The organism is Agrobacterium sp. CCNWLW32 (genome assembly GCF_037083425.1).
Lineage (GTDB): Bacteria > Pseudomonadota > Alphaproteobacteria > Rhizobiales > Rhizobiaceae > Agrobacterium > Agrobacterium radiobacter.
The window spans coordinates 112,169-125,074 of sequence record NZ_JBAOJM010000008.1 but is presented as its reverse complement, the minus strand read 5'-3'; the positions used below and the strand labels follow the sequence as shown (position 1 = coordinate 125,074).

The following is a 12,906-nucleotide window of genomic DNA, read 5'->3' as shown; positions in this document are numbered from 1 at the left end:
CTGTGATATCAGACCATGGTTCGCAACGGGGGAGTTGAATGGCGAGAGGGTTCGTGACAGCCGAAGAGGTGGCGAAAAAGGCCGGGGTCTCGCGTTCCGCCGTCTCGCGCACCTTCACACCCGGCGGCAGCGTATCGAAGGCCGTGCGGCGCAAGGTGCTCAAAGCCGCACAGGAACTCGGCTACCGCGTCAACCGTCTGGCGCAGGGTCTCAACAATGACCGCTCCAATCTCATCGGTGTCGTCGGCGCCAATCTCAGTTCTCCCTTCATTTCAAAGCAGCTCGATCTGCTCAGCATCGGGCTTCTGCGCCGTGGGCTGCAATGCCTGTTGCTGAATGCGGCGGATGCCCGCAAGGACATTGCGCCGCTGATCGAGCGTCTCTTCGAGTTTCGCGCCCAGGCCATCGTCGTTCTCTCCGGTGAACCGCCGGCGTCGATTGTCGATGAATGCATCGCCAACGGCGTGCGCCTCATCCTCATCAATCAGCGTCTTGATCGCACCGACACGAACATGGTGCTGAGCGACGATTCCCGCGGCGCCGATCTTGCCGCCATGCGGCTTGTCGAAGCGAAATGCAAAAAGGTCGCGGTCATTTCCAGCGGCAGCCAGACGCCGGCACAGTTGCGCCGTGCCGGCGCCTTCACCCAGCGCATGAGCATCGAAGGCGTCGAGGTCGTGCCATGGTCCGGCGGGCCGACGAGCTATGACAGCGGTTATCAGGCCGGCCGCGAGTTGCTCACGGACAAGACAATAGACGGCGCCTTCTGCGTGACCGATCTGCTGGCACTTGGTTTCATGGATGCCGCCCGGCTGGAAATGGGCCGCCGGGTGCCGGAAGATATCTCGATTGTCGGTTTCGACGACATTCCGCAGGCCGGCTGGAAAAGCTACCAGCTGACAACCATTGCCCAGTCCTTCGACGCGCTGACCGAGAAGGTCTTGACCGCGCTCGATAGCGATGAGCCGGAAACCCGGCTTCAGGTCGTGCCCGTTTCCATGGTCGAGCGCATCACCGCGCGCTAGACCAAATCTCCTTCCGGGCAAAACTCTTCAGTTCAAACCGCAACGCGTTCATGGTGCGGCGCAAGCCGAAGCTCCAGATCGCGCGGGCTGCCTTCGGCACGCTCAAGAAACAGGCCGAGTGCTCCGAAGAAGATTTCGAGAAAGCTCTCCACCGAGCCATCGTGATGATCCGGCTTACGACCAAAGCGTTCCGCCAGCGTTCGATAAAGGGAAAGCCGTTGCGGCGCGATATGCGGCAGCGAAAGACCTGCGCCCTGGCGTAGGCAATACCAATCGGCAATCAGCTCGAACATCGGCAGGTCTGAGGACAGGATAGCATCATCAGGCGAGGATCGGTCTTCGCCTTCAAGTAGGTCGAGAACGTCCCGAACGCTTTTGTCGGCGATTGCCCTGACGACAGCGGCCGGCCATTCCTTGGCGAAATAGCGATGCCTGATCAGCGCCCTGTTGTGACCCAGCAGAAAATCACCGTAATTGCCCGCCGCGAAAGCCCGGTCGTCTTCCTCACCCGCCAGTGCTGTTTCCTGCGCGTAACCGCTGCAAATGCGGCCATTGACCGGCAGGGCAGCCATCTCCACCGTCTCGACAAGGATTTCCTGCCGCGACGGGTGGACGACCTTGAAGGCGGGCGGAAAGGCGACGAGCGACGGCACGGCGATATTGGTGAGCGAGTTTTCGCCTTCCCCGCGACGGGTCACGCCTTCCACGTGCAGGTGCCCGCTGAAATGGACGGCAAGCCCGGCCTGCCGCAGCGCATCCTCCACCGCCCTGCGCGGCGTGCGGCGCACGACATTGGTTTTTCCGAACAGGGCGCTTTCCGCACCGCTTGCGCCATCGAAAGGATCGAGCGCCGGATAGTGGGAAAAGCCAAGCAATGTCTTGCCGAGCGCCTGCGCCCTGCGGCGCACATCGGCGATCCAGTCAATGATGAAAGGCTTGCAGCGCAAAAGCGCGTTCCAGCCGCCGGAGGTGCTGTCCGTAAAAGCCGCGTCCTCACCCCTTTCAAACTCACCATCGAGTGGTTCGAAAATATTGGCGTCGATCATCAGGAGCCACAGGCCCGGCTCGGGCTCGACCAGATAGGAAGCATCCATCAGGCGATAGACATTGCGACCATCGGGTGAGCGCACCTCGTACATCCGGTCTTCCGCCGCATCGGAAAGACCGAAGGGGGTTTCCCAATGCAGATAATCCGGCTGACGGAAATAACCGAAGGCCGCCATCGGGCCAAGACCCGCCGGATAACCCTCGCAATACATGCGATCGCTGATAATGACGCGCTCGCCGGCCCGCCGTACATCGCTTGAAACGGAAAGGCACCTGCCATTCTCCGTCAGAAATTCCTTGGTGTGGTGCCGGCCAAGCGGGCCGAAAATATCGTGATTTCCGGGCAGTGCGTAAAAGGCAGTGCCGTGGGCATGGCTGTGGCGCTGCAGAATGCCCTTCAGCGTCTCCGTCGTTTCCCGCTGGCCGTCATCGGTATAATCGCCAAGCAGCACCACATGGCGAATGCCGCGCTGGCGCACGTCTTCGAGCGCCGCATGCAGCGCATCGGTGCTTTCGTTGAAAACCCGGGTGGATTCGCGTGTATCGGACCAACTGCGCATGGTGATGCGCTGGCCATCAATCTCGATGCCGGGAAACCCGAAATCGGCTGCCGTGTCATGAAAATGCACGTCGGCGATGACGGCAACCGAGGGAAGCGTGCGTGTCAGCATGAGTGAGCAGTCTTTCTGCCCTCGACCATGTCGATCCATTCGGAAGCACGGCGAGCGGCGGCATAAAGCATCGGTTTCGGTGTCTCGAACCATTCATCCGGCCGCAATTCCCGTCTCGTGCGGATCACGGCCAGTGCATCGTCGAGGGTGGGATAGAGATCCGGCCGCTGCTTGTGCAGGAAAAGCGCCACCAGCGAAACGGAGCGGCTGCGGCCGCCGCGGCAATTGACGAGCACATTGCCGCCATCGGCAAAGGGATAGGTTTCCCGCTTCGGCATGGTCTGGCGAAGCGCGCCGTCGAGAATGTAATAGGCGCCCAGCATCATGGTGTCGGGGCTACCCTCGCCATCAATAGGGCCGAGCTTGTAATAACGAATGTCGCCATAACCTACCGCGCGCCTGTCGCCCTCTTCTGCCGTGGCCTGCACGAGATTGATATCCAGATTGACGGCGCAATTGACGACGATGGTGATGCCATGCCGGCGCAGGAGCCCGAGATCACCCGCACCATCGCTGCCGCCAATGTAAAGCGCAGCATTGTGCGGGCCCAGCCCTTCCGCAATCAGGCTGATTGCTGGCCGGGCATAAACGGGTCCATCCATTTCATTCCTCCACATGCACGGAGCCCCCTTTAAAGGGTTTCCGTCATAAATCATCCCGCCGCAGCTACCGCGCGGCAAGGACTATGTTCGACGCCTGGCTGACGCCTTTGGCAACACCGGCGGCTGCGGCCAGCACCGGCCCGCCATCCCGCAAGCTGCCGATTTCCAGAAATGGGCACACGTCGCCGCCAGCTTCGCTGACGAGTAGCAGGCCCGCAAGACAATCCCATGAATTCATATGCAATTCGAGATAGCCGTCGGAACGGCCATCGGCCACATAGGCGAGCGCCAGAGCACCGGAGCCGGCGCGGCGGACATTCGCGCCCATATCGAACAGCTTCGTGACCACATCGAGATAGGTGGCGTTCGCGACCCGGGTGGACCAGCCCATCTCGATCGAAGCCGCATCGAAACGCTCCGTTTCCGCCGTCCGGATCGGCTCCCCGTTACGTGTCGCACCTTCGCCGCGGCGGGCGAGATAAAGCTCGCCGAGGGCGGGGTTATAGATCGCTCCGATTTCTGTCCGTCCGTTTTCGACATATGCGATAGAGATGCAGAAATGCGGAATGCCACGGGCAAAATTGGCGGTGCCGTCAATAGGATCCACCACCCAGACGCGCTCTCCGATCTCGCCGCCGCCTTCTTCGCCGAAAAAACTGTCATCCGGGAAAGCAGCCGAGATCGCGCCGCGAATATGCGCTTCGGAAGCCGCATCCGTCACCGTCAGAAAATCCTGCGGCCCCTTCATCGAAAAACTGCGCGTGGCCTCGCCCTCAAAACCTTTCAGCACCAGCTCCCCGGCGGACAGGATAACGCTGCGGCACAGTTCGGCTCGCGCCGCCAAGGTGTCGGGATAGTGGATTAAATCCATGTGCAAGAACCATTCCTCGAATTTTGAACACGCGTTCATAATGCACGCGCGCTCAAGCTTTTCAAGAGAATCTAAAAGGGAACTCATGAATATCGAGGGAGAGAAGCCTCATTCTACCAGATCAATAGATTTTCCACGGCGCATGGCAAGAAGCGAAGGGTTTTCTCACCCATCGGACATACCAATCCAGGAAACGCTTAATAACGAAAATAATGAAATGTTGCGAAATGCAGCGCCTGCATCTTGCGGTTGATACAGTTTTATGTCGGTTAACCCTGTGCATTTCCAACGATGTAACGGGAATTAAGTTACAAATGCCGCTCTGTACTTGAAGAGCCATAAATGAAATTACTGACCGCCACACAAAAATTGCAGGACTTCGTGTCCGTTCGGTCCGACAATCCTGATCTGCTGAAAGCGCAGTACCGTGCTTTCACCCGACAGATGCCGATGATGTATTTCATTCTGCTCTCAAGTACATGGGCGCTTGCCGTAACGCATATGCAGGTGGCGCCGCTCTGGCTCACCATTGGAATTCCCGGTCTCTTCACCCTCGGCTGCACGCTGAGAGTCACCTTCTGGTGGAGGACGCGTGGTATAGATCCCGCACCCAAGGTGGCACATGCAGCCCTTCAGCGTACCAATCGTCTGGCTGCCGGCATCGCCATGGCATTCACGCTCTGGTCTTTTTTGCTGGTGCCCTATGGGGATGCCTATACGCGATCCCACGTCGCCTTCTATATGGCGATTACCGTCATTTCCTGCATTTTCTGTCTGATGTATGTTCGCTCGGCCGCTTTCATGGTGACGGTCATCGTCAATGGCGCCTTCATCGCCTTCTTTCTGGCGTCGCGGCAACCGACATTTGTCGCCATCGCCATCAACGTGCTGCTGGTCTGCACCGGCATGATGTCCATCCTGCTGACCAACTACCGCAATTTTGAGCGCATGGTCATTTCACAGCAGCGCACGGAAGCGCTCAGCAATGAAAACCTGCTGCTTGCCAATATTGACAGCCTGACGGAACTGCCCAACCGCCGCGCCTTCTTCGCCCACCTTGAAGCCGAGCTCGAAAAGGCGAGGACCAACGGAACCCGGCTGGCGCTGGGCGTCATCGATCTGGACGGGTTCAAGCCGGTCAACGACCTTTATGGACACTCCGTGGGAGACAGGCTGTTGATCAATGTCAGCAAGCGCCTCACCGCCAATCTGAAGGCCAGCAAGGCGTTTCGACTGGGCGGCGACGAATTTGCCATTGTCGCGCCTATCATACCTGATGATGCGCAACTCGTGGCAAATGCCAATGCGATCTCCGAGCAGCTGAGGGCGCCTTACCATATGCCTGAGGGAACGGTGCATGTTTCCGCATCCATGGGAATAGCGGTCTTTCCACACCTCGCCTCCACGCTCGAGCAGCTTTTCGACAGGGCTGACTATGCCCTCTACCATGCCAAGAAAACCCGGCGTGGCGATGCCGTTCTGTTCGATGCGGAGCACGAAAAGCAGATCAATATTGAAGCCCGCGTCGAGCACCTGCTCAAACAGCGGGATATGGAAAACGAGCTTTCGGTCGTGTTCCAGCCGATCGTCGATATACGCGACGGAAGGACGGCAGGGTTTGAAGCGCTGGCGCGCTGGCACAGCCCGGTTCTCGGGCATGTGCCGCCTTGCCAGTTCTTCCCCATCGCGGAACGGGCCGGCATCGTCGGTTCGCTGACGCGGCCGCTTCTCAAAATGGCGCTCGCCTCCGCCGCCACATGGGAACCCTCCCTGCGCCTGTCGTTCAACCTTTCGGCCCAGGACCTCAATTCCCATGAGGGCGTGCTTTCCCTGCTCGGCATCATCGAAAACAGCAGCTTCGATGCACGACGGCTGGACCTTGAAATTACCGAGACGGCTTTTGCCCATGATTTCGAACAGGTGAGGCAATCGGTCGAAATGCTGCGCCGCCTCGGCTGCGGCATATCGCTGGACGATTTCGGCACCGGCTATTCCAGCCTGACGCGACTGCACGCATTGCCGCTGACCAAGATCAAGATCGACCGCAGCTTCGTCACGGACCTGCACGAAAAACCGGCCAGCTACAAAATCGTGAAATCCCTCCTCACCCGCAGTCGCGACATGGGACTGGAATGCGTGGTGGAAGGGGTGGAAACACCAGCCGAGCTAACCGCACTCGAAGGCCTCGGCGCCACGCTGGTGCAGGGCTACATCTATGCGCCGCCGCTTCGGGAAGAGGATGTCGGTGCGTTTCTTTCGGGCCAGGCGAGTCCCAAACATCGCACCAAATCCATAGCTCTCAAAAATCCAAACAAGGCTTGGTGGTAAGCTCCGATGCGCTCCCAAGTAAAACTTCCCCAGCGCCGGAATAGACATCACCGATGAGCCAACCTGGGTCAGGGATACATCAAGCGCCAAAGAGATGATACGTGCCTCATCAAGGACATGCAGCCGTATTGCAGCGTCCCGGTGGCGGCCCATGTGTCTCGGCATTGTGGTTCGCCGCTGTAGTTGTCGGGGGGAGGCTCATGCCATTTCCCTCCCGGTCCACGTTGCTGCGATTTTAGAAGGCCTCAGGCAGACCCAGCCGCATCAATAACATTCGAAGCCTTCGGAAGCTCGCAACTCAGAGATCCGGGTGTTCTATCCGCTCCCAAGCCGCACCATCGAAGCGGAAAACATCTTTCGATGCGACGACCCAAAGCACGTTTTCGATCACCTGCGCAAAAAACGGACCATTGTCGATAGATTCGTTATCATCACGATTGCTCAAGCGCGGAAGAGGAGGATCAAATCTGCCAAAACGTCCTGTCTTGGGATCATACTCATAAAGACCGCCGGGACGAACGCTCGCCGCCATGACGAGTTTTTCCCGATACGGAGTGATCATGTGAAAGAGATTATGCTGCTGCCGTAATGCGACAGGCGAAAATCCCCGTGTGTGACTTCCGTGTATGAGAACACCTTCTCTCCCACATACCCAGACACTGTCAGGATTCTCGATGTAAATTCCGGTCAAAGCGGCCACCGGAATTGGAATTTTCAGTTCGTGCAACTCATGACCATCCCAGAAACAAAGGACCGGTTTGGTACCAGGCCCCTCCTCCCCGCAAAGATAGATGGCTTCTTCCGACAAACCGTTTATGTCAAAGAACAGTATATCGCGGGAGGCTGGATTGAGGGCCGACCGAGTGACCCATTCCTGCCATTCCGGAGAAAGAAATTCCGGCTCTTTTTCAGGCTTTGCTTCCTCCTGCGCATTTGGGTTCAGCAACAATTTATCGGTCAGGAGACGCCAATCATTGTTCCCCTTGCGAACATAGATTTGCCCCCCCTCTCCGCAGGCATATAGGTGTTGCCCGATCTCGCGGATGCGAGTGAGACGCCCGTAGCCTTTCGAATCGTCACTCCAACTACCGGCTCCCTGAATTTTCTCTTGAAAATTCTCCTTCCAGTAGGTGTGATAAACGTCACCCTCCGACGACAGCAAAACGAAATAACCATCTGGCGTAGCGTGCTCAGCGCTATGATACACAGTCATGCTTTGAATATGGAAACCGAAGTCGGAATACGTCCAGTCCTGCGGCGGCACGTCGTCACGATCATACCGATAAAATCGGCCATCAGGATCGAAAGGTTCAGCATTGTCTCTCGTTGCGACAACGGCGAGCGTTTTGCCCGACCTCGCATATGCTCTCGTGAAATCGATAGGCAGCTTGGTTTTCATGGTTTTCTGGTCGCTCCTTCAACAGCTCCAGACTTCAAAGCCGATATGGTTTCTTCAGGAAGGGGAGGATATTGTTTAGCTCGTAAAAGCTGGAACGGATTTTTTCCAGCATATTGGGTCGTCAGGGCTGCCATAATCTCTTTTGCACAATCGGGCCTCACGCTTATCATAGCCTGGGCTGACGCCTGAACTACTTTATGTAAGGGTGCCGTAAAAGGTGGCGTTGAATTTCTACCCGCATTTTCGATCGCCTTGTCCGCCAGATGACCACCCCAGTGCTCGGTTTGCTCTACCCGGGCATTCCCAATAACACATATAGCCATACCATCATTAAGGCTGGGCATATTCGGAATGCGCTTATCGGCATCCTCTCTCGCGCCATAACGAAGCGTCCAGTCCGGAACTATATGGTGAGCCTGCATGCCGTACTGACCGCAGACGCTCTTCATCTTGGCGTAACGGTCGACCTGACACTTCTTGCGGTATTCGTCCCGATCGGAGACACGTATGGTTTCGCTCTGGGGTAATGCCTGTGGCCGGCTTTCTGGTTCCTCACGCACTCGCTGCCGATGTCGACGGAGCTCCTCCATCGCCCAATCCCGCATCTCCCAGCTGTCATGTCCGGCGTCGACACCCTCGTCGAACATTTCTTTGATCCGCCGCTCCTGATCGTCCCGTGGGACGACGTCAGACAGATTTGCACCATTATCGGGGATAAGGACGCTTGATAATATCCCGATGACATTTAGGCGGCGGGCCCAAATGCCCACCCTCGCGAGACGGCCAACTTTTGCAAGATCGCTCACAACCCTGTGAGGCGGGGTACGATACCACTGAGGCGCTCGGGCGGGTCCCGGGGTTATCACCCTTCCCGGACCACGAGGAACAGTCTGGGGGACAGTCGGCCTTGTCGCCGGCATTCCTCCGCGAAGTGCTTGCGCAGAGTTTTGAGCTGCCCCAGTCGTCGCTGCGGCAGCCGATCCCGCATAAGCGTATTTCTCACCCGCTTTAAACGGCTCGGGCGACGCATCGCTCATAACCCGGCCTTCGTCCGACCCGTCCTGCCATCTAAGCGACCCCCGCACCGGATCATCATCCTTGGGAGGATCATAGGTCTGCGTGCTGCGGACGAAGATCGCCTCACCCTGGGTATTCCTGCTGTTCATATAAAAACGATCGAGGTGGCGAATGACATGCGAGCCTTCAGCAAGCACCTGATCAGCGTGCCCGATGGGTTCGCAGATGCTTTCCACCGTGCCGGATTTTACCCCCTTACGGTTACCGGGCGCGTCGCCGTGCACATGTGTCGTACACGAACGCATCACCATTGCCTTTTTGCCGGTGAACCGAACAGACGGCGTATAGTTTTTATCATGGCCGCAAAAATCCACGACCGGATAGGGAATAGGCACCACCGACGAGCCAACCGGTGTCAGGCATACATCAGGTGCCAAAGAGACGATACGCGCCTCATCGATGTCACGCAGTCCCTCACGCGGTGTCCCCGTCGTCCATGTGCCGGGATATTGGGGCTCTCCGATATAATTGTCGCGGGGGATGCTCATGCTGTCTCCCTCTCGGTTAAAGCCGCTTCGGTTTCGGGCGACTTCAGACGAACGCGCGTCAGGGTAAGTTTTGTTTCACCGGCATCGGGAAGAGGAAACCTGATGCGCCAGGTCAGAAGCACCCGTCCGTCATTGCGCCAGTCGAATTGCACACCATCAAGCTTCAGCACATGCCATTCATCGCGATCTTCGCGAGAGCAATGGACACCGAGGGTAAGGCCAGGCAACGAGCCTTTCGCGACCGGATGCTCAGAACTCAGGTTAACCAGCTCGTAGTTCTCGTCACCCTTGAGGTGAGGCGTCGCGATGAGATCAGGATGGGCCGCCTGCCAGAAGCGTGGATCAAAATCACGCGGCAAGAGGGGGTGCCTCTCCTCCCGCCAACCATCATCATAGGTTCCGGAATATTGCTGACGGAACTGCCACCAAGGCGAAACGAGCCCAAATCCCTGCGGTTCCGGCGTGCTCCGCCAATCGGAATGCTCACCGACGGCAGCGATCTGCGGAGCTGGAACAGGCCCGGCGTCGGCAGGCATCTCAAGATTGACGATGCCGCACCCAAGCGGGTTTCGGCGCTCCACGTCAATCGGTGTTTCCGTCCCCGCGTCACCTGTGCCAGGGATCGCGCCGCCATAAGCGTTGCGCCAGCATATGGCCACGCTTCTAGCCGGTTCAGGATCGCTCAGTTTCCAATCCGCTATGACACGTTTGGCTTCCCTGGCGGAAAAACCTGCCCATTTCTCCTTAACGACAGGCTGCCAGAAGCGTCTGCCGAAAACCTCGATTTGCTTGAAAATTCCGCCAACGCGGATGGAGGCACGCCAGGATTTCTCCGGCTCGCCGCTCGCAGACCACGCATTCCCGAGAAAGGTTATATCCGTCCCGGGCTTGTCCGGGGTAAGATCGCTTTGGCGCAGGAGGACGGTCTGGTGCGGATCGCCCTCATAGGCGTCCTCCCATTGAAAACTTTCCTGCTCGGCTGCGATATCCAGAGAACCGCCCTGGGCATGCATGAATGTTGCACGCACGGAGACGATACAATCGAGCCCTCCTTCGGCATCGAACTGACGGAAAGCCATGGCGGGAAACGGCAGGCGGTTCTGAAGTTCCAAGACCCGGCCTCCGTCAGTTCAGATCGATCGGCTTGCCGCGAAGCTGAAAATGATCCGTCGCCACGAAGTTGAAGGTCTTGCCAAGAATGATGACCTCGCCATTCGCCTTCATGATGAATTTGGAATCGCCGCATTCGATGACGAACTCTTCACCGACTGCAATCTTCTTGAACTTTCCGACGCTTTCCAGCGACGTCTGGCCGACATTCGTAACCTTGCTGACCCCGATCTGCTCAGCCCGCGCCACCCCGACGCTGTCGGATTTGAATGTGCTGACGATCGTGTTCATGATGCCCGGCAGCGGAAACAATCCCGAAGCATCGGAACCGACGCCCGAGCCGGAACCGGCAAGCGCCGTACCGGCGTCCGCACGCGGACTTGGACCGGAGACAACACCTTCGCGTGCGGAAAGACCGCCCGCACCGAGGAAACCTAGCGCCGATGAGGCAAGCGTGGTAGCGAAGGCCGCGAGACCCGGGCCGCCGCCGCCGGCGATCTGGGCGGCTTGCGAAAGCAACCCGGCCGTCTGCCCGGAGAGCGCCTGTACGCCGGCCATGGCCATCATCGCCATCGGTCCCGTGCCGCCGACGACGGTGTTCACCGAACCACCGATTTCGTGTTTCTGGTTGCCGGAAACTTCCACCGCGCGGTTACCGCCGACCGAGGCGACCTCATGCCGGTCGATACGTTTGGTCCGGTCATTCAACACCCGCGTTGTCTGGTCCTTCTGGGCGTGGAAGAACTGGTTCTCCTTGCCGGCCTCATCCTCGAAGGTGATTTCGTTGAAACCGTCGCCCTTGTGACTGTTGGAGCGAAGCACCATGCGCGTCTTGTTGGCGGGCAGATCGTAGGGCACGGAATTGGCGGGATTGTTGACCACGCCTATGACCAGCGGTTTGTCCGGGTCGCCATCGACAAAGGCCACCATCACTTCCATGCCGATGCGCGGGATAACCTGCGCACCCCATGTACCGCCGCCCCATGCCTGGCTGACCCGCACCCAGCACGTATCCGTGCCATCCTTCTTCGCCTTGCGATCCCACGGGAACCACAGCTTGATACGGCCATACTGGTCAGGATGGATTTCTTCGCCTTCAGGGCCGGCGACGATCGCCACCTGCGTGCCTTCGATGCGCGGGCGCTTCGTCGTCCGGTGCGGCGTCAGCGGCACGCGGGCCGGGATCGCTTCGAAGTGATTGCGATATTCCGGCTCGTTACTGTTTGTCTCATAAGAGAGATCAACGATGCTGTGGCTTGCCCTGATGATCACATGTTCTTCGTAAGCATGCTCTGGATGGGCAACCTCGAAAGGCGTGAAACGGCGACCGGCCTCCAGAATGCGCGTGGTCGACGAACCGAATACCCGGTCGTGGTCGGCCTCGATCGCCTGGGTGCGCAGTTTCTGCGCCCGCTCGGCCTCTTCCACCGTCCTGATGCGGGCCGGATATTCGTAAAGCTCGCGCTTCGTCGCATCCGGCATCTGCACCAGCGACGGCGTCATCGTACCCGGCACCATGCCCGGCGTCTCGAAATTCCAGTCCGCACCCGCGCGCTGGCCCGGGACATAGGAGAAACGCCGTGCCCAGTCGTTGATGTGGTTGCGATCCGACGAACCCTGCGCCAGACGCACCGTCCCCTCCCCCTGGGCGGCCGGCGACGGCCCAAGCCAGCCACTGGCGCTATCGGCCACATGCAGCTTGTGGGAACCATCCTCATGGCTGAACCAGTAGAACAGGCCGTCCTCTTCAAAGCGGCGCAAAAGATAGTCGAGGTCCGTCTCGTTAAACTGGACGCTGTAGTGCTGTGCGGGTGGCGGAGAAATGATGCCCGACGTATCGGGCGCGGGAATGCCGTGTTCGGAAAACAGCGTCTCGACGACCTCGACCGCCGTCCTGTCCATCCAGATACGGCAATCCGAGCGGCGCGACAGAAGCCACATTTGCGGGCGGAGGGTCATGGCGTAAGAGCGCAAACCGCGTGTGATCGGCGGGCCTTCATGCAGCTCCGTCACCAGGCCGTTGAACGGGCGGCGAACACCGCCGCCATCCCCCTCGCCCTGGCTGATCTCGACCGAGATATCGACCAGCCGACCGATCAGTTCCTCGGGCTTGACCGCTTCTTTCTTGGCTCGCACGGTCAGGCGGATGTCGAAGAGCTGCGACACGCCTTCCTCGACCGTCAGGCGCTCTGGCAGAAGCTGATCTTCGCCCAACGGAGACTTCACCCTGAGAACGCGGCTCGCCTGGACGAAATCGGAAAACGAAGGCTGGTCGGTCATGGGACACT

At 58.7% G+C, this 12,906-nt stretch carries 9 protein-coding genes; 2 read left to right on the top strand and 7 right to left on the bottom strand.

Annotated elements, in window-relative coordinates:
- The first annotated feature begins 38 nt into the window (after nucleotides 1-38).
- Nucleotides 39-1,025, top strand: coding sequence for a LacI family DNA-binding transcriptional regulator (locus V6R85_RS17500; RefSeq protein ID WP_060726680.1), 987 nt, complete (start codon nucleotides 39-41; stop codon nucleotides 1,023-1,025).
- Nucleotides 1,026-1,057: 32 nt separating this feature from the next.
- Here V6R85_RS17500 and V6R85_RS17495 read toward each other — a convergent pair whose 3' ends face one another.
- The 3 genes from V6R85_RS17495 to V6R85_RS17485 all read right to left on the bottom strand — a co-directional run bounded on the left by V6R85_RS17495 (nucleotide 1,058) and on the right by V6R85_RS17485 (nucleotide 4,216).
- A complete protein-coding gene (locus tag V6R85_RS17495) occupies nucleotides 1,058-2,743 on the bottom strand; it encodes a metallophosphoesterase family protein (RefSeq protein WP_111791769.1) in 1,686 nt (561 codons plus the stop codon).
- Complete coding sequence (locus tag V6R85_RS17490; protein ID WP_336377093.1) at nucleotides 2,737-3,345, bottom strand: dual specificity protein phosphatase family protein; 609 nt, start codon at nucleotides 3,343-3,345, stop codon at nucleotides 2,737-2,739. The genes V6R85_RS17495 and V6R85_RS17490 overlap by 7 nt, the downstream gene beginning before the upstream one ends.
- Nucleotides 3,346-3,409: 64 nt before the next feature.
- Entirely contained in the window at nucleotides 3,410-4,216 is an 807-nt protein-coding gene (locus tag V6R85_RS17485; protein WP_336377106.1) for an inositol monophosphatase family protein, read from the bottom strand.
- Nucleotides 4,217-4,558: 342 nt separating this feature from the next.
- On the opposite strand from V6R85_RS17485, the gene V6R85_RS17480 reads away from it, so the two are divergent.
- Entirely contained in the window at nucleotides 4,559-6,544 is a 1,986-nt protein-coding gene (locus tag V6R85_RS17480) for a putative bifunctional diguanylate cyclase/phosphodiesterase (protein WP_336377092.1), read from the top strand.
- 298 nt (nucleotides 6,545-6,842) lie between these two features.
- On the opposite strand, the gene V6R85_RS17475 is transcribed toward V6R85_RS17480, so the two are convergent.
- From V6R85_RS17475 to tssI, 4 genes are read right to left on the bottom strand one after another with little or no spacing between them, the layout of a single operon-like run.
- The gene (locus tag V6R85_RS17475; protein ID WP_060726676.1) at nucleotides 6,843-7,943 is read right to left on the bottom strand and encodes a hypothetical protein; all 1,101 of its coding nucleotides are present in this window, start codon (nucleotides 7,941-7,943) and stop codon (nucleotides 6,843-6,845) included.
- The gene (locus tag V6R85_RS17470; RefSeq protein ID WP_162694550.1) at nucleotides 7,940-9,508 is read right to left on the bottom strand and encodes a DUF4150 domain-containing protein; all 1,569 of its coding nucleotides are present in this window, start codon (nucleotides 9,506-9,508) and stop codon (nucleotides 7,940-7,942) included. The genes V6R85_RS17475 and V6R85_RS17470 overlap by 4 nt, the downstream gene beginning before the upstream one ends.
- The gene (locus V6R85_RS17465; protein WP_233283016.1) at nucleotides 9,505-10,587 is read right to left on the bottom strand and encodes a DUF2169 family type VI secretion system accessory protein; all 1,083 of its coding nucleotides are present in this window, start codon (nucleotides 10,585-10,587) and stop codon (nucleotides 9,505-9,507) included. Before V6R85_RS17465 ends, V6R85_RS17470 begins: the two co-directional genes overlap by 4 nt.
- Before the next feature lie 46 nt (nucleotides 10,588-10,633).
- Nucleotides 10,634-12,898, bottom strand: a complete 2,265-nt coding sequence (tssI, locus tag V6R85_RS17460; protein WP_112350497.1) for a type VI secretion system tip protein TssI/VgrG — start codon at nucleotides 12,896-12,898, stop codon at nucleotides 10,634-10,636.
- Between the last annotated feature and the right edge of the window lie 8 nt (nucleotides 12,899-12,906).